Annotated in this window: 17 protein-coding genes; 8 read left to right on the top strand and 9 right to left on the bottom strand. The window is 63.3% G+C overall.

The annotated features are described in order from the left end of the window. The first annotated feature begins 93 nt into the window (after window positions 1–93). Window positions 94–2,337, top strand: a complete 2,244-nt coding sequence (locus GOOTI_RS07500; protein ID WP_007237966.1) for a hypothetical protein — start codon at window positions 94–96, stop codon at window positions 2,335–2,337. A 25-nt stretch (window positions 2,338–2,362) separates the two neighbouring features. Here the strand turns inward: GOOTI_RS07500 and GOOTI_RS07495 are convergent, their stop codons facing one another. The 3 genes from GOOTI_RS07495 to GOOTI_RS07485 all read right to left on the bottom strand — a co-directional run bounded on the left by GOOTI_RS07495 (window position 2,363) and on the right by GOOTI_RS07485 (window position 5,848). Further along, on the bottom strand, window positions 2,363–3,163 hold the full coding sequence (locus GOOTI_RS07495) for a PDR/VanB family oxidoreductase (protein ID WP_233425445.1): 801 nt from the start codon (window positions 3,161–3,163) through the stop codon (window positions 2,363–2,365). A gap of 59 nt (window positions 3,164–3,222) precedes the next feature. After that, the gene (locus GOOTI_RS25045; protein ID WP_007237964.1) at window positions 3,223–4,476 is read right to left on the bottom strand and encodes a cytochrome P450; all 1,254 of its coding nucleotides are present in this window, start codon (window positions 4,474–4,476) and stop codon (window positions 3,223–3,225) included. Between the two features lie 304 nt (window positions 4,477–4,780). Next, window positions 4,781–5,848 carry a heme-binding protein gene (locus GOOTI_RS07485; RefSeq protein WP_007237963.1) on the bottom strand — a complete coding sequence of 356 codons (1,068 nt, stop codon included), beginning with the start codon at window positions 5,846–5,848 and terminating at the stop codon, window positions 4,781–4,783. A gap of 277 nt (window positions 5,849–6,125) precedes the next feature. On the opposite strand from GOOTI_RS07485, the gene GOOTI_RS24705 reads away from it, so the two are divergent. Continuing rightward, complete coding sequence (locus GOOTI_RS24705) at window positions 6,126–6,635, top strand: LppP/LprE family lipoprotein (protein WP_051997891.1); 510 nt, start codon at window positions 6,126–6,128, stop codon at window positions 6,633–6,635. Between the two features lie 157 nt (window positions 6,636–6,792). Here the strand turns inward: GOOTI_RS24705 and GOOTI_RS07475 are convergent, their stop codons facing one another. Further along, window positions 6,793–8,013, bottom strand: a complete 1,221-nt coding sequence (locus tag GOOTI_RS07475) for an acyl-CoA dehydrogenase family protein (protein WP_007237961.1) — start codon at window positions 8,011–8,013, stop codon at window positions 6,793–6,795. Between the two features lie 106 nt (window positions 8,014–8,119). Here GOOTI_RS07475 and GOOTI_RS07470 point away from each other — a divergent pair, with 106 nt between their 5' ends. Beyond that, window positions 8,120–8,479: a TraR/DksA family transcriptional regulator gene (locus GOOTI_RS07470; RefSeq protein WP_007237960.1), complete on the top strand. Its 360-nt coding sequence runs from the start codon at window positions 8,120–8,122 to the stop codon at window positions 8,477–8,479. A gap of 7 nt (window positions 8,480–8,486) precedes the next feature. Here the strand turns inward: GOOTI_RS07470 and GOOTI_RS07465 are convergent, their stop codons facing one another. The 5 genes from GOOTI_RS07465 to GOOTI_RS07445 all read right to left on the bottom strand — a co-directional run bounded on the left by GOOTI_RS07465 (window position 8,487) and on the right by GOOTI_RS07445 (window position 13,696). Next, a complete protein-coding gene (locus tag GOOTI_RS07465) occupies window positions 8,487–9,146 on the bottom strand; it encodes a dihydrofolate reductase family protein (protein WP_007237959.1) in 660 nt (219 codons plus the stop codon). Window positions 9,147–9,249: 103 nt separating this feature from the next. Further along, window positions 9,250–9,714 (bottom strand): SRPBCC family protein, encoded by a 465-nt coding sequence (locus GOOTI_RS07460; protein WP_007237958.1) that lies wholly within the window; start codon window positions 9,712–9,714, stop codon window positions 9,250–9,252. Between the two features lie 58 nt (window positions 9,715–9,772). Next, window positions 9,773–11,122 carry an NADP-specific glutamate dehydrogenase gene (gdhA, locus tag GOOTI_RS07455; protein ID WP_007237957.1) on the bottom strand — a complete coding sequence of 450 codons (1,350 nt, stop codon included), beginning with the start codon at window positions 11,120–11,122 and terminating at the stop codon, window positions 9,773–9,775. Window positions 11,123–11,299: 177 nt separating this feature from the next. Then, window positions 11,300–11,728: a type II toxin-antitoxin system Rv0910 family toxin gene (locus GOOTI_RS07450; protein WP_007237956.1), complete on the bottom strand. Its 429-nt coding sequence runs from the start codon at window positions 11,726–11,728 to the stop codon at window positions 11,300–11,302. Window positions 11,729–11,920: 192 nt separating this feature from the next. After that, window positions 11,921–13,696, bottom strand: coding sequence for an oleate hydratase (locus tag GOOTI_RS07445; RefSeq protein WP_007237955.1), 1,776 nt, complete (start codon window positions 13,694–13,696; stop codon window positions 11,921–11,923). A gap of 483 nt (window positions 13,697–14,179) precedes the next feature. Between GOOTI_RS07445 and GOOTI_RS07440 the strand changes: the two genes are divergently transcribed. From GOOTI_RS07440 to GOOTI_RS07420, 5 genes are all read left to right on the top strand, one after another. Then, window positions 14,180–14,812 (top strand): LGFP repeat-containing protein, encoded by a 633-nt coding sequence (locus GOOTI_RS07440; RefSeq protein WP_007237954.1) that lies wholly within the window; start codon window positions 14,180–14,182, stop codon window positions 14,810–14,812. Window positions 14,813–15,010: 198 nt separating this feature from the next. After that, the gene (locus GOOTI_RS07435) at window positions 15,011–15,994 is read left to right on the top strand and encodes a YihY/virulence factor BrkB family protein (RefSeq protein ID WP_007237953.1); all 984 of its coding nucleotides are present in this window, start codon (window positions 15,011–15,013) and stop codon (window positions 15,992–15,994) included. Window positions 15,995–16,139: 145 nt separating this feature from the next. Beyond that, window positions 16,140–16,646 carry a methylated-DNA--[protein]-cysteine S-methyltransferase gene (locus GOOTI_RS07430; RefSeq protein ID WP_007237952.1) on the top strand — a complete coding sequence of 169 codons (507 nt, stop codon included), beginning with the start codon at window positions 16,140–16,142 and terminating at the stop codon, window positions 16,644–16,646. A gap of 70 nt (window positions 16,647–16,716) precedes the next feature. Further along, window positions 16,717–17,217 carry an RNA polymerase sigma factor gene (locus GOOTI_RS07425; protein WP_039993725.1) on the top strand — a complete coding sequence of 167 codons (501 nt, stop codon included), beginning with the start codon at window positions 16,717–16,719 and terminating at the stop codon, window positions 17,215–17,217. Further along, a complete protein-coding gene (locus tag GOOTI_RS07420) occupies window positions 17,210–17,824 on the top strand; it encodes a methylated-DNA--[protein]-cysteine S-methyltransferase (RefSeq protein ID WP_007237950.1) in 615 nt (204 codons plus the stop codon). The genes GOOTI_RS07425 and GOOTI_RS07420 overlap by 8 nt, the downstream gene beginning before the upstream one ends. Window positions 17,825–17,878: the final 54 nt, after the last annotated feature.

Here is a 17,878-nt window from a genome sequence, read left to right as displayed (position 1 = left end):
GCCGTTAGCCTTCGGAACTGGCAAATTGAATCCGTCGAATCGGGCATTTTCTGCTTTACTTTCGTGAGCTTCAGCTCTGAGAGGACTACAACGATGATGCCCGCCGACAACCGAACACAGCGACGAGAGCGCCACCGCGAGGAGACACGCAAGTCGCGCCGGATCCAGAAGGCGGTCGTCGCGCTCGGTGCGAGCCTGGCTGTCGGAGCGGGTGCCGCCGGCTCCGCCTACGCCGACTCACTCAATACGAATCAGGTCGCAGAGAACAGTTACAGCACCGTCGAGAATCTGATCGCCATCGCTGACAATCTGGGGCGGACCCAGATCGCGCTGCTCGCCCCTGTCGGCAAGTCGCTTCCCGAGGGCTGGGTGCCCGTGGTCACCAGCGAGCATTCGACAACCTCACGCCAACTCACGTTCCTCGAAGCGTTGACCGAGGGCGGCAAATTGGTGCTGGCTGTGCCGGACTCCAGCTCGATTCCCGGTACGTCGACGAGCTTGTCAGGCATCAGCCCCCAGGCCGCTCAGGTTCTCGCCGCCCTGCCGCTTGCCGACACACTGGGCTCCGGAGCCCAGGTGTACGCGAAGATGGGTTCGACGCTGATACAGCTCAACGGGATCAACCTCCAAACGCTCGCGCAGAACACACTCGCCGATGTCAAAGAAGTCGTCGGCGGCGACAAGGTGTCCCAACATGCCGGCGAACTGACCGGAATCCCGTCGATCGACGACGCGCTCGGGTTCTGGACAGGGTCACAGACGACTTCCCGTTGGACTGGGAGCGCCAGTTTCCTCGGCTCGACGTCGACAACCTGGATCAATCAAGACCGCATCTCCGTGAACGGCATCACGTCGGAACAGCTCAAAGCGCTGTTCGCGCAGAACCTGAACACGCCGAACGCCCTGGTCGTGGACAACGGCTCGAACCACGTCGTGCAGACCGGTACACGGATAGTGGTCATCACCCCTGAGAAGCGGGTATGTGTTTTCAACAAATGTGTCACGATCCCGGCCGTCACCGCGGAAGTCCCGGTGTACGGCACGGAGTGGATCGGTGAGACCGACGACAACGGCAACCAGGTCCAGACCACGACCTACAACCCCAATGACGCCATCCCCGGTGCGCTGTCGGCGCTCGACGGAATCGACGTCGGCGGATTCTCTGTGATCTCGCGGCAGGTAGGGAGCACCTTCGCGGGCAGACTCGGCAGCTCAGCCGGGTGGCAAGGCGCGGTCACACAGGTCATCGTGCCAGGGGCGGGCGATGCTGAGGACTACGTGGCAACTGTGCCGGTGTTCGCCGCGGGCATCAGCCTGCCCGACAATCTGTTCACGACGGGCATGCAGCTGAGCCCGGGTTTGGTCACCACCTCAGGGCAGTCGGTGAATTCGATTCTGGGAACGCGGTCGGCGACGTTCTCGATCCCGACGCTCGGCCTGGCCGCGGAGAGAACGTCATTGCTGGAGTCGAGCCACCTCGGTCCCGACGGCATCGCCTACAACTCGGGTTGGACGGTGGCGACGATCAAGGTCGGTGACACCACTGTCCCGCTGGTGTACTCGCTCGGCTCGTTCGATGTGGGTCCCAACGGATTCGGGGTCACCGGCCCGTCGTTCATGGGTGTCGGGTTGCCGGGCTTCCAGATCGGCACAGGTCCGAGCACGGCGTCGGCGGTTCCCGACGTCGTGTCGAACCTGCTGGGCGACATCCCGACCTCGGTGATCACTCTCAGCCCGTCGCTGCTGTTCCAGCTCGCGAACATCGAGGATCCCTCTGGCGGGGTCCTGAGCGATCCGATCGGAACGTTGGAGAGAGTACTCACTCCCCTGTTTGCGAAGTACGTGACGCCTACGGCGACGCAGATCTCGCAGGCGATCGCCGACGCGGCCACCCGATCGGTCAACGAGGGTTCGGCCCACGCAAAGGCGGCATCCGACTGGGCCGTCGACGCGTCGGCCACCCTTGCCGACAAAACCGAGCACGGCCTTGCAAGCCCAGAGAGCCCGACGTCGCAGCCAGAAAGCGCGTCGAGCGCGACCCCACAGTCGGACACCGCTGAGACATCCGCGTCCGCCGGACGCCATGCACTCCCCGATGGTGAGAGGTCGCAGTTCGCGCCGAGCGGTTCGAACACACCTAAGCATGCGGCTACGCAGCAGTCGTCGGATACATCCGCCACCGACACGACACCGAGCAAGGACTCGGGCGCCGCTCCGGAGTCCGAAGCCTCGTCCTCGGCACCGTCAGATGCTGAACCGGCGGTGACTCCGTCGTCAGGCGGAGGCGACAACGGCACCGATGGATCGGCAACGCAAGCTGCGGATGCAGGCTCCTAGCCGCATAGAGACGTCGCGACTGCGATCACAGATCCAGCGTGAGTTCCGGCGTCTTCGAACGAGACACGCAGATCATGAGACTTTTCGATGCGAGCCGTTCTTCGGCGCTGAGTGTGGAGTCCCGGTGGCATGGGATTCCGGCGATTACACCGGTCTCACACGTGCGACAGGTGCCCTCCAAGCATGAGGTGGTGATCGCCACGTCAGCGTCGTCGAGCACATCGACGATGGACTTGTCAGACGGCACCTCGAGTACTCGACCGCTGTGCGCCAATCGAATTCGGAACGGAGTGTTCGGTAGGTCCACGGCGCGAGCGACGAAGCGTTCGACATGGAGCGTGCTGTCGGACCAGTCTGCAGCCATCGACTCCAACGCATCCAGCAGTTTCTCCGGCCCACATGCATACACAGGTGAGGACTCCGGCCCGCCCAGATGGCCGCGAAGGTCGACGGTCCCCCGTTCATCGCTCGGCCACACGGTGACGCGGGTGCCGTAGCGTTCGAGTTCACGGAGGAATGCCATGCGACGGCGAGTGCGACCCAGATACAGCAGAGACCAGTCAGCGCCATTACTGTCGGCCTGCGCGATCATGGGCAGGATCGGTGTGATTCCGATGCCACCGGCGACGAATCTGTAGCGCGCGGACCGGGCAAGCGGAAAGTTGTTGCGCGGCGAGACTACTGGGAGACGGTCACCGACCTGGAGCTGAGTGTGGATGTAGTCCGACCCACCTCGACTGGACGGTTCGGCGAGCACTGCGATCCGCCAATGTGCTGCCGTCGGTGATCCGCACAGCGAGTACTGACGCTCCAGCCCGTTAGGCAACTTGAGGGTGATGTGCGAGCCGGGTTCCCAGTTGGCGTAACCCTCGATCGGCTCGAGGGTTACGCTGCAACGCCCTCGGCCTCGACCACTTTCTCAGTGACGGTGACCTCACGGGGCGTCGGCGACCGGGTCGGTTCCGGGGTAAACCGCGTCACGGAATCCCACTGCACGGGTAGCTGCTGCAGGCCTCGGAAGGTCCATCCGACAAAGTGCGCACCCTCCGGGTCGCTCGCCGTCAGCCCGCGCAGTCGTGAATACAACATGGGCAGGGCGACCTGCCCCACCGAACACTGTCCCACCCACCGCCCCGCACACATGTGCGGACCGGCACCGAACCCGAGATGACCGGTGGAATCACGATCGAAATCGAACTGGTCGGCGTTCGCGAATCGTCGAGGATCACGATTCGCCGCATGTAGCGACGCTCCCACTTGCGCGTCGGCCGGGATCAGCAAGCCCCCCAGCTCGACGTCACGGGTCGTCCGCCGCGAGATCATGCCCACGGGCGGCAACCAGCGCACGATCTCCTCGAACACCGCCTCGAACAAGGATGGCTCCGCCATTGCTCGTCGTCGTTGCTCGGCGCGTGTGGACAGTGCCCACACCGCACTGGTGACAGCATGCTTGGGTTCGTTGATGCCGCCGGCTATCGCCAGCTTCACATTGGCGCGCTGAGTCCCCAGTGGCATCCCCGCCTCGACCATCGTGGAGAGGATGGAGCCGTCGGGATGTCGACGCACACGATCAACTGCCTCATCGAGTGCGTCGTCGATCTCCGCGTTCACGGCGGCGACACTCGCCCAGATGTCGGGTTCTTCCGCCAGATTGGCCGCTCCGGCCATGAAGGTGGCTGACCAGCGCGCGACGTCGTCGTGTGGCACGTGCGGAAGGCCAACCAGTGCTGCGACATTCGCCGCAGCCAACGGTGCGGCGAAATCCTCACTCAGGTCGGCTCCCGGACCGCGATCGACGAAATCGGCAAGGAGCCGGTTGGCATTGGCCTCGAACACGGGGCGCCACCTGTCCGCAACTGCACGGACGCGCAACGTGCGATTCGCCGCGAGCCGCTCGCGCGCATGGTCGGGGTCGTCTTTTCGGATCATCGATCGTCCGATCGTTCGATCGACTCGATGCCCGTCCTGCTCAGCGGTGAAGACGTCGGGCCGGGTCTCGACGTAGCGGCACTCCTCGAATCGGGTGATGATGTACCGATTCAGTGCCGGAACCCAGTGCACTGGCGCCGATTCCCGCAGCCGACCGAGAGTGGCAAACGGATCCTCTTCGAGTAGCTTCAGCGTGATCCACTCGGCCACGGGAGGATTCGACGCTGAGGAAGCCGACGAGCTCACGCGCACAGGCTCTCCGACTGCGACGCAGTCGCCTCGGTGATGAGAGAATGTGGTGCAGAACAATTCGGCGCGGTCATGATGCTCCTGGAGAATCGATCAGACGAACAGTCTGTCGTCTGGAACACAGATCACGATATGGGGTGACCGGTGTCACTGGCATGCTCAGAATGCGCACTGAACTGTCGATTCTGCGAATACTGCACGGGCAGGATCCTCGCGGGAGGTGCCGATGAGCGGGCGCCCCCTCCCGGTTCGCCCGCCCATCGAATCAGAAGAGCTTCAGCGCCCCGTATCCCGGATCAGGGGTGTCGCTGATCTTCTCCATCGTGTTGAAGCTGATGTGCGGCCACCGGATCAGACCCGGCACACCATCTGTTCGCGGCAGGAATTCGAGGAAGACCACCTGCAGGTACTGAAGTCGCAGGCGGGGACGACCGAACAGATCGGTGTCCTCGAGTTGCTGAATCCAGAAGGTGGCATGCATTTCGGTGGCGTTGGCCTGCTTTGTGACGAACGGGATATTCGTGATGCCGCCCTGGTTGACCGTCGACATCGTGAGCGTTGTGGTGGACGTGATGTTCACGTTGGTGTTCGATTGTTCGAGCAGGGCAACGGGATCTGTCGGGTCGAGAGCACCACGGAAGTTCTTGTTGTCCCCCTGATTCACATTGTGGAAGTGGACATAGGGCGCAAGGTATGGGTCTGTCAGGTCGTGCGGAACGCCGACGGGCAGTGGGTCGACGGGATCGATGTCGGGCATTCCCGCGGTGACAGAGGAAGTGCCCAGTGCGAGAACCGAATCGCCGTGCGGGATCGTCGCGAGCCGACCGATGTTGAAGGAGTCGGAGTCCGTCGTCTGCGTCGAGTCCTGTTCGGGCATGTGGAGAAACAAGCCGGGTTCATGGTGAATCGCGGCTCCGGGTTGACCGGCCAGGGGCGTCTGCGGAAAATCGCCAGCGGCGATCTGCATGATCGACTGTTCGTAGTCGAGTGCGGCGATCGATTCGTCGGCTTCGGTGTGCGTGAGCTGGTCGACGCCTCTGTTGGGGATGTTCTTGTCGACGAGGCTGAACTCGAGACGCTCGTTGAACTGGTTGAGCAACAAGCGGAACGGGACTTCATCGGCTCCGCCGAACGGCAACGCGATCATGTTCCATCCTCGTCCCACGAGCGTGTTGTCGTGGGAACCGACATTGGCCCACACGCCGGGCAACTGGGCAAGTGGGCCGAGCGCGTTGGTGTCCTCGCCGGTTGCGAGGCCGACGGTGCGTGCATCGACGTTGGCCACTTCCGGCTGAGTTGCAGTTGCGATGGGGTCTTCGGTGGGAGCAGACATCTGAGTCTCCAATGGGTGCTGGGCTGACTGGGACTCTTCGACTGTGCTCAGTGAGCGGCACGTTCTCCCGCGTAATCCACTACGTGACTCGACCAGGCTTGTCGTGCTGCGAGTTGAGTAGTGAGGTTCTCAACCCCCAAGTCACGATTACGTGACTGCCGGGTATCGATGGCGCCCCACGTCTAACGTCTGCGGCCGCAGCGACGATCTGTCAGACAAGGCCGGGGAACTCCGTCCGAAATCAAGTGGAGGCGCCATGTCTCGTCGTATAACAAGCATGCTGAGCGCGCTGGCAGCGTCGGCAATCCTGGCAACCGCAGCCGCAGCACCGGCCGTAGCGGCGCCCGCAGGTGCACACCAGGCCGGGACGTCTGGCGGTGGAGCGTGTTTGTCCGCTGCGTCGTCAGAGGTTCAGCGTGGACTTCGTCAGATCGGCCCGCCCCTGGGGCGCAAAGATCTGCACTGGGTCCTGAGCTCGAAGTCGCGTGACCGTACCCCCTGGTGTCCGCCCCTCATGTGGGCCCAATTCGAGACCTCAGGTGGCACGGGGTCCTCGCCGGTCGCCGTCTTGCTGTTCCGTCCCGGGAAGTACCTCGGTTCCGCATGGAAACCGACAGGATTCGTATCGGTCACGGGTTCGACGCCGATCAGCGTAACCGTCACCTATCGCTGGACAAATCCCGGCGATGCCAACGCGTTCCCGACCGGCGGCCCTGTCTCGTCAACCTATGTGGGACTGTGGGATTCGTTCTTCCGAATCGGTGAGCTGCCGCCTTCGAACGGGTGAGTCCGCATAGACAGCGTGCGGCGGCCGCGCCAGCGTTGCGGCTTCGGCAGTCAAAAGATGTGGTCGCTCGCCGGCACACGAGAAGTGTCGGCATCTCAGACTTCGGACATGCGTGGTCGACTACCTGCGCGTCGACGGGGTGCAGAGCTTCTCGGTCTCACTCCCCCGTTGATTCTGCGCTGTTGCGTACACCGGCGCTCCACGCGTACGGGAGATCGGTGCCGTTGAGCAGATGATCACCGATGGCGCGCAGTTTCTGGTTGATCGGATTGTGTACGGCGAGCACGCGAGCGTTACGCCAATGCCTGTCCAGTGCGGTCTCTTCGGCGACGATCGATGCGCCGCCGACCTCGAAGAGCTCATTCGTCGCCGCCAGCACCTGCGCAGCGACAGACGCTTGCGCCCGGCCCGCGGCGAGCTCGACGTGACTGATCGCCTCGGCGTTCTCGGGGTCGGTGGCGAGGAGATCATCGAGCAGGTCGGCCACTGCCAGAACGCTCGATCGAGCGGAAAAGGCTGTGGCAGAGAGGCGTCCGACGATCTCCTGGACCAAGGGGTCGTCGCGCTGGCGGTCGGCGACCGAATGAGTGAACGTTCGCTCCCGCGCCGACACCCACTGAACGAGGTCGTCGGTGGCGCGTTGCGCGATGCCCGCGAGACCTGCCAGCTGGAACAGTTGCAGGTAAGCCGTCGCATAGGTGGGTCCTGCAGTTCCGTAACCAGGACCCAGTATCTCGTCGTCGTAGACCACGACGTCGGTGAACAGGGTTGTCCCGCTCGCGGTGAGACGCTGGCCGAAGCCGCGCCAGTCGTCGATCCGCTTGACGCCCTCGCGCGTGGAGGGGACGAGGACGCTGACCCGTTCACCTTCGCGATCGGCGGCGACCAGGATGTGATCGGCGTATAACGATCCAGTGCTGTAGAACTTCTCCCCGTTCAGACGCCATTCGTCACCTGACCGCGTCAGCCGGGTCTGGTAGCCGCCGATGGCACCGGACCCGGGTTCGGTGATCGCGTTACCGACGAGGATGCCGTCCGCGATCGCGGCGATGTGTCTGTCGTCGCCTGCGATCAGCTGATCCTCGACGAAGGCGAAGTGCACACGCAGTGCCTGGGTGATGTTCGAATCCGCCGCAGCGAGCGTGATCAGCTCCGAAAAGAGGTCTCGCACCGAGGCGCCTGCGCCTCCACGCTCGACCGGCAGTCGCAACGCACCGAATCGACGCTCCCACAGCCGCGCTACCTCGGAATGCGCCAGAGTACGTGAACGCTCCCGCTCCACCGCTCCGGCGGCGATCGTCGCATAGACGTCGTCGAAGTCGAACGAGAGTCGTGCATCGACTCGCGGGTGGCGGTCGTGGATGAGTGATGTGGTCATGAACAGTCAACCTGTCACGTTCACGCGACGGCAGCACCGGTTGTGCTCACCGGGATGTTTACTCGGGCGGCAGTGGTGTCCGACATGCATACGTAGCATGGCGTAGATGGATGACCAGTCGGCGCACACGCTGGTCGCCGAGCGCGCACGCACGGTTGACCTGATCGAGTCCCTGTCGGCGCGCTTGACCGCCGTGGTCGAGGCGACCGCAGACGCGGCGTCCGACGACGAGCACGACCCGGAAGGGTCGACGCTCGCCGTCGAGCGCGGACAATTGGTCGCCCAGTTGGAACGATCGAGAGTGCGGCTCGCAGAGCTCGATTCGGCGCTCGAGCGCGTCGAACACGGATCGTACGGCCGCTGCGAGACGTGCGGTAGGCCCATCGATCCCGAACGCCTCGAGGTTCTGCCCGCGGCGCGTCAGTGCATTGACTGCGCCAGAAGAGGTTCGACGCGCCGTTGGTGACGACTGCCTAGTTTCTGTTGTCCCGCAGCCGGTTCCAGAACTGATGTATCAATCCCGTCGATGTTGTCACCGACTCGATGTCGAAGCGTGTGTGAATTCCGCCCAGTCCCGACCACAACGACGTTCCTTCGCCGAGCACGATGGGCTGCACGGTGAGGTGCATCGCGTCGACGAGGTCGTCCCGCAGAAACTCGTTGACCGTCGTCGGTCCCCCACCGATGCGCACGTCGAGCCCGTTCGCCAGCTCGAGAGCCTGCTCCAATGCTCGCGCGGGCGTTGCGTCGACGAAATGGAACACCGTCCCATTCGCGAACTCGATGGGTGCGCGCTCGTAGTGTGTCAGCACGATTACCGGTGTCTCGAAGGGAGGCTCGTCCTCCCACCATCCGCGCCATCCGTCGTCGGGCCACGGCCCCTGCTGGGGCCCGAACTTGCCGCGACCCATGATCTCCGCACCGATGCCCTGCCCCCACAAACTGTTGAACAGGCCGTCGGCGCCGATGGGCGCATCGGCATTCTGCACACCGGCGATCACGCGGCCGTCGAAGTTGGCGAACAACTCCCCCGCGCCGCCGATGGGTTCGTCGATCGTGATGTGGTCACCCGCGGCATAGCCGTCGAGGGACACGTTCATCAGATCCACCCGTACCTGCGCTCTGCGAGCCATCGAACGCTCCTCGTCTCCGTCGTCAGTGAGGGCGAAGCCCCTCACCTCTATGAGACTCCGCGCGAGCGCTGAACTCATCGGTCGGTCGACTACCCCACCTCGCTCAGCTGCTGACAGCAGCGGCCAGTCGGCCCAGGGTGTCTTCCAGCTGATCCTCGGTCACCAGCGGAAAGCTCACCTTCTTCAGGAGATCCTTGTCCGTGACCTTCGACCAGTCATAGGTGTGCCGTACGAGAGTCTTGTCCGGGCCCTGTGCCTCCAGTTCCCAGACCCACTCCCACCCGGGCGGCTCGGTGCCTGCGGGCGCCGTCTGCCAGGCGAGAAGCTTGTCCTTGGCGTAACCGGTGACGTGATTGTCGGTCTTGTACTCGCCACCCATGTGCGCGCCCTCCATGTTCATGGTGAACACCTCGCCGACCTTCTGAATGCGATCGGCGTGGTCGACGCTGCGCACGAACCCGGAACCGTCGAGTTCCGGGTGCCGCTGCGGGTTGCTCAACACGTCGAACACCTCGTCGGCCGGTGCGTCGATGACTCGTTCTACCGTGACACTCGTTTGTTCGCTCATCACTCCACCGTGCCGAAGCGGTCGAGTAATGGCAACCGACCCAGTGCGAGGATCCCTGTCAGATCACCCCGAGCGCGAGCATGGCGTCGGCCACGTGGGTGAACCCGGCGATGTTCGCGCCGAGCGCGTAGTCGCCGGGAGATCCGTACTCGTCGGCTGTGCGTAGGCAGTTCTCGTGGATCCCGCGCATGATGTCGGCGAGTCGTGTCTCTGTGTACTCGAAGCTCCACGAGTCACGAGAGGCGTTCTGCTGCATCTCCAGTGCACTGGTGGCGACACCGCCCGCGTTGGCGGCCTTGCCAGGGGCGAACGCGACCGTCGACTTCGCGAATGTCTTGATGGCCTCGCGGGTCGCGGGCATGTTCGCGCCCTCGGCGACGATCGCGCAGCCGTTCCCGACAAGACGATCCGCGTCGGCTTCGGTGAGCTCGTTCTGCGTGGCGCAGGGAATAGCGATTTCTGTCGGTACATCCCAGATCGAGCCCGACGACACGAAGCGGGCCGCGCCGACGCGGAGGGCCGCATAGTCGGATACCCGCCCGCGCTCGACGCCCTTGATCTGCTTGAGCAGGTCGAGGTCGATACCCTCCTCGTCGACGACGTAACCGGCAGAGTCCGAGCACGCGATGACCCGGCCACCGAGTTGGTGCACCTTCTCGATCGCGTACAACGCCACGTTTCCCGAGCCGGAGACGACGACCCGCCTACCGTCGAAATCCGTTCCCCGCGCACGAAGCATCTCGCGGATGAAGAACGCCACTCCGTATCCGGTGGCCTCGGTGCGTACCTGGGATCCACCCCACGACAGACCCTTTCCGGTGAGGACACCTGATTCGTAGCGGTTGGTGATGCGTTTGTACTGACCGAACAGGTAACCGATCTCACGTCCGCCGACACCGATGTCTCCGGCCGGGACGTCGGTGTGCTCACCGAGGTGGCGATACAGCTCGGTCATGAACGATTGGCAGAACCGCATGATCTCGCCGTCGGAGCGTCCCTTCGGATCGAAGTCCGACCCGCCCTTGCCGCCCCCGATGGGCAGGCCGGTGAGTGCATTCTTGAAGATCTGCTCGAAGCCGAGAAACTTGACCACTCCGAGGTACACGCTCGGATGAAACCGCAGTCCACCCTTGTATGGCCCGAGTGCTGAGTTGAACTCGACGCGGAACCCACGGTTGATCCTCACGCGCCCAGCGTCGTCGACCCACGGCACGCGGAAGATGATCTGGCGTTCCGGCTCACAGAGGCGCTCGATGATCCCGGCGTCCGCGTAGTGCGGGTGCCTGGCCACCACCGGCCCGAGACTGTCGAAGACCTCGCGCACAGCTTGGTGGAACTCCGCCTCTCCCGGATTGCGTGCCACCACCTCGTCGTAGAGGTCCTGCACCGTCTCGTCGACCTTCGACATGTCGCCAACACCTTTCCTGCGCTCAGCGTGACAGGGCCGGTGCGAACTACCGCGACATCGCGAGTCGGCCTGGTCCTCGATCGCTGGGTTGCGAACACATGGCCCGAGCACATCTGCTGCGACCCTATCGGCAGACAGAAATACCGCACATATCGGACCCGGCAAGGTCGACGACCGCTAGCGCAATGCCGCGAGGTTCTCGATGGAGCGTCGCACGTCGGAGGTGATGATCTTCGCGACGAACCGACCGATCGGGCCGCTCAGCAGACCGCCGTCGAGGCTGGCGTGGAGATGGAAGCGTGAGCCCGCGTCGGTCTCCGACACGGTCATCCGAAGCGCTATGCGCACACCTCCGTGACCGTGGCCTGTCAACGAAATCGTATGAGGCGCATCGTATTCGGTGACCGTCCAGTGGATGACGTTGCGGAAGCCCTTCACCTTGATGAGTGAGGAGATCTCGGTTCCCTCGGTGATCTCGTCGGGCAGTTCACTGCGCCAACCGCCGAAGATCGTCATCCATTCGGGAAAGCGTGACAGGTCGGACGCCATGCTCCATGCGTGCTCGGGAGAGAGTTCAGAGTCGATACTGACGTCGACGTCGGCCATGGGCACCGTCTTTCGTGGAGTTGCGGGATTCTTCCACGTCGACGCTACCGATCAGTGAGCGGAGCTCGTCGAGGAGCTCCGCTCAGGAAAGGGGTGCACATGCCCAAACGCTGCCTGTGCTGGTGGACGCAGCCGGTACACCGACCGCGTCCACCAGTTCGGGCTGCGTCTGGAGCGCGAGGGCAGGACTGCTCAGATCAGCTTGGCGTCCTGCAGCAGCTCTTCGATGTAGGTGCCCTCGATCTTCTTCAGGGCAGCCTTTCCGATCAGCTTCTCGATGAACGGGAACTTGATCTCGGTCAACGACTTTCGGTCGTTCAGGTAGTAGATCGACGAGAGCAGCACTCGGACGTCGAAGGACGAGTCGAACACCTCGGGGACTCCGCGGTCGACGCCGAGCAGTGTGTACACGGCCTCCATCGCCGTGCGGACCGAATACTCGGTGGTGAAGACCGTGTCACGCTCGGTTTCCGCGAAGTTGCCGATGAACGCGAGGTTCGAGTAGTCCTTCGGTACCACGAGTGGGCGGTCGCCAAGTGCCCGCGGCATGAAGTACGACGTGATGTAGGGCATGTTGCAGGGCACCGTCGAGGCCGAATCGTGAGCGAGACCATCGATCTGGTCGCTCGGCACTCCCATGTGGTAGAGCCACTCGGCACACAACTCTGCTCCCGTGCATTCGCGGATCGTCTTCTTCACATAGTCGCCGGGCTTGTCCGAGAAGAGCCCGTAGAGCCAGACCACCAGTTCCTTCTGCGGATCCTGAGCTGCGAAATGGGGTTGGCGGCTCACGGTGAATCCGTAGAGCCAACTCGAGTCGGCGATGGTGCAGGGGCCGCCCGTGACGATTTCCCCGTCCCGTGGATCACGTCCCGTGATCTTCTCGATGTACGGCCAGATCTTGTCGTCGGTCAGCGTGACGGTGGCCGAGATGCTCCAGTTGGCGTCGGGGATGTTCTCGCAGAACTTCTCGGGCTTACCCAGTGACGCATCCTGGCCGGCAAGGTTTTTCCACAGTGACCACGCGCCACCGTTGTCGGTGACCACAGCCGCCGGTGTGTCGTTGTCGCCATAGGTCGACGACTCGGTGATCGAACCATTGGTCACGAAGACCAGGTCGTTCTCGGTGAGATCAACGGTCTTGGATTCGCCGTTTTCGGTCAGGTGGATACGTTTGGCCTGCTTGGACGACCCGGTGCTGTCGAGGTCGATGTTGTCGACCTGGGTGTTGTAGACGAATTTGACACCATGACCCTCGAGATAGGCAACCAACGGCTTGATCAGGGATTCGTACTGGTTGTACCGGGTGAAGCGAAGTGACGTGAGATCCGACAGTGTCGAGATGTGGTGAATGAAGCGCAAGGTGTACCGTCGCATCTCCAGTGCGCTGGCCCAGGGTTCGAACGCGAACATCGTCGCCCAGTACAACCAGAAGTGAGACTCGAAGAACTCCTTGCCGAAGACCTCGTCGATCCGCTTGTCCTGCAAATCTTCCTCGCGCGTCAGAACGAGCTTCATCAGTTCTTCTGCCGCTCCGCGGGTGAGGGTGAGATCGGTCAGGTGGTCGATCTTCGCGCCTTTGTCGTGAATCGCCCGTGCAGGATTCGAACTGGGATTGATCTTGTGGATCCAGTACATCTCGTCGAGCACGGACGCGTCTTCGACGCTGAGGGAGGGTATCGATTTGAACAGGTCCCAGAGCGTCTCGAAGTGAGCTTCCATTTCGCGACCACCCCGGATGATGAAACCCTTGTGCTCGTCGAGGATTCCGTCCATGCTGCCACCCGGCAGCCCCAGCTCCTCGTAGATGGTGATCTTGTCGCCCGGCAACTGCGCGTCGCGGATGAGGAAGGTCGCACCCGCGAGAGACGCCAATCCGGACCCGACGAAATGGGCGGTCTTTCCATCGATCCCCGCCGGCTTTTCTGGCCGACCGAACGCTTCGAAATTCCCGTTGCTTCGATACACGCGCGTCTCACCTCATGTCGTCGAGCCGGATGGCTCGGATCGGATCGAGCTCGAACAATATCGACGCTAGTCGCACGGACCCGTTCTGGACCCGCGATCAAGATGAATTGTTGTGGGACAGCAGAAACCGCCGACCTTTCGGGGTCGGCGGTTTCTGCGAATGACGGTGCCGGTCAATGCGCCTCTCGGCAAATAGTCCGCTCGAAGCGGTGAAGGGTGGGACCCGGGGCAGTGAATCCAACACCGTCGACTCCTTCAACTGCACCTTCGCCCGACATATTCCCGCGCGTGTACACGATGTGGCACCGGTCGAACTCACAATAGGGACACGATCTCCGTCGGGTATGTCGGTTTTCGTGGCGGAACATTGCAACACTGCACCGGTCCGCGCGTTGTATTCGTGCTGTTCCTGTGGCTGTGTTTACCGTCGCTACGGCGTTCTTCTCAGAGCGCACACCCAGAGTCAGAAACGAAGGGGAACCAATGAAGCAGAGCACTCGTCGCATCGCGGGCCTTGTGGCGGCGGCATCGGCAGTGACACTCATCGCTGCCGGTTGCAGTGACGACAACGATTCGAATTCGGCGGCATCGTCGCCGTCGTCGGCTGCCGAGGGAACATCCGGCATGGAGGGCATGGCCGGTATGTCGGGCTCGGCGGCTGCCGGTGCATCGGTCGACCTGAAGGCCGCCGACGGCAGCACTGTCAAGTTGACCGGCCCGATCGCGGCCAAGTACAAGGCCGCCACCGAGCAACAGAAGACAGATCTCGGGGCACCGAGCACGGGCGCTGAAGCATCGGGGACCGGCGAGAACGGCGTGGTGTTCCAGCAGTTCGCCGGTGGCGTCATCACCGCGAAGAACAGCGAGGAGTCGACTCCGGCATACATCACATGGGGCAAGATCCGCGATGCCTGGAATGTGAAGCGTGACGCCGAGGGCAATCCGTCGGCTGACGGGAAGGGCGGTTCGCAGGGTCCGCTCGGAACGGCGACCAGCGACGAGACCGACGAAAACGGCGTGAAGACCTCCACATTCGAACACGGGAAGATCACCTGGACCGCGTCGACGGACAAGGTAGAGGTCACCGTCAACGGCAAGGTCGTTCCTGCGCAGTAGTGCTCGACAGCTGACATCAGCAACCGAGGACCGCAAACGGCTCTCACTTCGTCCCGGGGTGAGAGCCGCTTGCGTGGCAGTGGGACTGCGGCGAGTCGCAGCCCGATGGCACTGAGCCGCCAATAGACTTGGACACGACAGTGACCAGCGACTCACGCCGATCGTCGCCTGGGGATGGGGTGACGGGAAGGCGCGTGAATGTCTTTTTCCGAGCGCATTGACGCTTTTCAACGTAAGCACCCCGCGACCGGCTATCCGCTCGCAGTCGTCTACAAGTTCTTCGACGACCAGGGTGGCTATCTCGCAGCGCTCATCGCGTACTACGGATTCGTCTCACTGTTCCCGTTGCTTCTGGTCTTCACCTCGATTCTCGGGATCGTGTTGCACAACAATCCGGAGCTCGAGAATCGCATCCTCGATTCCGCGCTGTCGCAGATTCCCGTCATCGGCTCGCAACTCCGTGACACCGGCACGATCAGTGGCAGTGGCCTCGCGGTGACCATCGGTGCTGTCGGTGCGATCTACGGTGGTCTCGGAGTTGCGGTAGCCATCCAGAACGCGATGAACATCATCTGGAACGTGCCACGCAACGAACGTCCCAACCCGATCCAGGCACGCGTCAAAGGTGCGGGCCTGTTGCTCACCATCGGCGGTTCGATCGTCGGGCTGACGGTGCTGAACGGTGTGATCGCTGCCATCGACCTCGGATCCGTGGGCAGGCCGCTCGCCATCGTGGCATCGATTCTGCTGTACACCATCGTCTTCACCATTGCGTTCGTCATCGGCACGGCGCGCTCGGTCAGCGTGCGTGATGTGTTGCCCGGCGCGATCGCTGCCGCACTGTGTTGGCAGGCACTGCAGACGTTCGGCAGCGTCTACGTGCAACGGGTGATCGTCAGGTCGAGCGCGACCAATGGCATCTTCGCCGTGGTGCTCGGCCTGCTCGCCTTTCTGTATGTGGCAGCGGTCCTGATCATCTTCTGCCTCGAAAGCAATGCCGTGCGTGTCGACAAGCTCTATCCCCGATCGGTCCTCACGCCCTTCACCGACAACGTCGTCTTGACGCCAGGTGACGAGGCGGCCTACACGGCGCAGGCGCAGGCACAGCGCAGCAAGGGATTCGAGGAGATCGACGTGTCGTTCGACAAGCAGGTGAATTCTCCGGACGACGTCGACCGGTGACGACTGCCGATCGAACCGACGCCACGTGCGGTGGGGTGCTGACCTCGCCCGCGATCGCTGTTGGATCGGCTTCGGTTCTCACGTTCTGTCGCCCTGGTGCGTCTTCCCCATGGCACGCACGCTCGAGCACAGGAGGACGACTGAGATGAGCAGCCGGGACGCCCGATTCACGACGATCGACACCCCACTGGGCGGCGTGGTCATCGCCGCCACCGGCGATGCGATCACCGGTCTCTACTTCGTCGACCAGCGCCACCGTCCCGACCTGGGCCTCCACGTGGTGGCCGACACGTTGCTCGACACGACGTCGACGCAACTGATCGACTATCTCGCCGGGAAGCGCACGGACTTCGACATCCCGGTCCAGACCTTCGGGGATCCGTTTCGCGAGGCCGTGTGGGCCGCGTTGCGTGAGATCCCCTACGGCACGACGACGACCTACGGAGCAGTGGCCGCGGCGATCGGCGCTCCCCGTCAGGCCCAACGCGTCGGGCAGGCCGTCGGCCGCAATCCCGTCGGGATCGTGATCCCATGTCACCGGGTGGTCGGAGCCGACGGATCGCTGACCGGATATGCCGGCGGACTCGATCGTAAGCGACGTCTGCTCGAACTCGAGGAGCCCGCGGAGATCACGGCGTCGCGACTGTTCTGAGGGTGTGTGGACAACGGGCAGAACGTGATCTCACATTCCGATGCTCTCCTGCGTCTACCGTGTGATGGCCATGAATGAACCTTTCGAGAGAGCGGTATCGATCCACGGCGCCACGGTGCTGCGGGTGTGTCGGGCAGCGCTCGGTGCCGGCGCGGACGCCGACGATGCCTGGTCGGAGACCTTTCTCGCAGCTCTACGCGCGTGGCCTGACCTCGCCGACGACACCAACGTCGAAGCCTGGCTGGTGCGTGTCGCCCAGCGCAAGGTCGTCGATGTTCTTCGTGGCCGTCACCGTCGGGCGGTACCAACGGCGACGATTCCGGAAGCGGGAGAACAGCACACAGATGCTGTCGGCGACCTCGGCGTCTGGGATGCCGTTGCCCGCCTCCCCGACCGTCAGCGGCTCGCCATCGCCTACCACTACGTCGGCGGTCTCCCCCACACCGAGACCGCTCAGTTGCTGAACAGCTCCCCCGACGCGGTTCGACGTGCCGCTGCCGACGGGATGAAGACTCTGCGGCGGATACTCGCCGAACCCGACAACCCACGAGGACTGTACGACCATGAGTGACGACACCGAGAACCGGCACGCCGCGGTAGCCGACCTCCCCGTCGCGGAACGCGACCTCGACAATCTGCATTCGCGGCTGGAATCCGTTGCGCTGCAACAGGACATCGTCGACGTCGGTTACCGTGTCGTCGACACCGAGATCGGACGGCTCCTGCTGGCTGCAACCACGGTGGGTTTGGTCCGGGTCGCCTTCGAGAGCGAGGGCTTCGACGCCGTCCTCGACGACCTGGCACGGCGCGTGAGTTCTCGAATCCTTTGCGCACCAACGATGCTCGACGATGCGGCCGTACAGCTCGGTGAGTACTTCGACGGCCGCCGACAGGATTTCGCGCTGCCACTCGACTACCGGCTGTCGTCAGGATTCAGACAGCAGGTCCAGCGATCCCTGCCCACCATCGGGTACGGGCATACCGTGACCTATGCCCAACTCGCTCACCAGGTCGGCAACCCGAAGGCGGTGCGTGCCGTCGGCACAGCGTGTGCCACCAATCCCCTACCCGTGGTCGTCCCGTGCCACCGCGTCCTGCGCACGGACGGGACACTCGGCGGATACCTCGGCGGGGTGGAGGTGAAGTCCGCGCTGCTCGCGATGGAGCGTGCCGCCTGACTCGAACCCGGCATCGTGCGACTGTCCGGCTAGACTGGAGAGCACGCCTTGAGC

It is taken from the genome of Gordonia otitidis NBRC 100426, assembly GCF_000248075.1.
Classification (GTDB): Bacteria; Actinomycetota; Actinomycetes; order Mycobacteriales; family Mycobacteriaceae; genus Gordonia; species Gordonia otitidis.
This window is presented reverse-complemented; position numbering and strand designations above follow the sequence as displayed.

Coding starts and splice junctions, on each gene's coding strand:
- GOOTI_RS07500 (WP_007237966.1), top strand. CDS start 94: ATGATGCCCGCCGACAACCGAACACAGCGACGAGAGCGCCACCGCGAG.
- GOOTI_RS07485 (WP_007237963.1), bottom strand. CDS start 5,848: ATGTCTGCTCCCACCGAAGACCCCATCGCAACTGCAACTCAGCCGGAA.
- GOOTI_RS24705 (WP_051997891.1), top strand. CDS start 6,126: ATGCTGAGCGCGCTGGCAGCGTCGGCAATCCTGGCAACCGCAGCCGCA.
- GOOTI_RS07475 (WP_007237961.1), bottom strand. CDS start 8,013: ATGACCACATCACTCATCCACGACCGCCACCCGCGAGTCGATGCACGA.
- GOOTI_RS07470 (WP_007237960.1), top strand. CDS start 8,120: ATGGATGACCAGTCGGCGCACACGCTGGTCGCCGAGCGCGCACGCACG.
- GOOTI_RS07465 (WP_007237959.1), bottom strand. CDS start 9,146: ATGGCTCGCAGAGCGCAGGTACGGGTGGATCTGATGAACGTGTCCCTC.
- GOOTI_RS07460 (WP_007237958.1), bottom strand. CDS start 9,714: ATGAGCGAACAAACGAGTGTCACGGTAGAACGAGTCATCGACGCACCG.
- gdhA (WP_007237957.1), bottom strand. CDS start 11,122: ATGTCGAAGGTCGACGAGACGGTGCAGGACCTCTACGACGAGGTGGTG.
- GOOTI_RS07450 (WP_007237956.1), bottom strand. CDS start 11,728: ATGGCCGACGTCGACGTCAGTATCGACTCTGAACTCTCTCCCGAGCAC.
- GOOTI_RS07440 (WP_007237954.1), top strand. CDS start 14,180: ATGAAGCAGAGCACTCGTCGCATCGCGGGCCTTGTGGCGGCGGCATCG.
- GOOTI_RS07435 (WP_007237953.1), top strand. CDS start 15,011: ATGTCTTTTTCCGAGCGCATTGACGCTTTTCAACGTAAGCACCCCGCG.
- GOOTI_RS07430 (WP_007237952.1), top strand. CDS start 16,140: ATGAGCAGCCGGGACGCCCGATTCACGACGATCGACACCCCACTGGGC.
- GOOTI_RS07425 (WP_039993725.1), top strand. CDS start 16,717: ATGAATGAACCTTTCGAGAGAGCGGTATCGATCCACGGCGCCACGGTG.
- GOOTI_RS07420 (WP_007237950.1), top strand. CDS start 17,210: ATGAGTGACGACACCGAGAACCGGCACGCCGCGGTAGCCGACCTCCCC.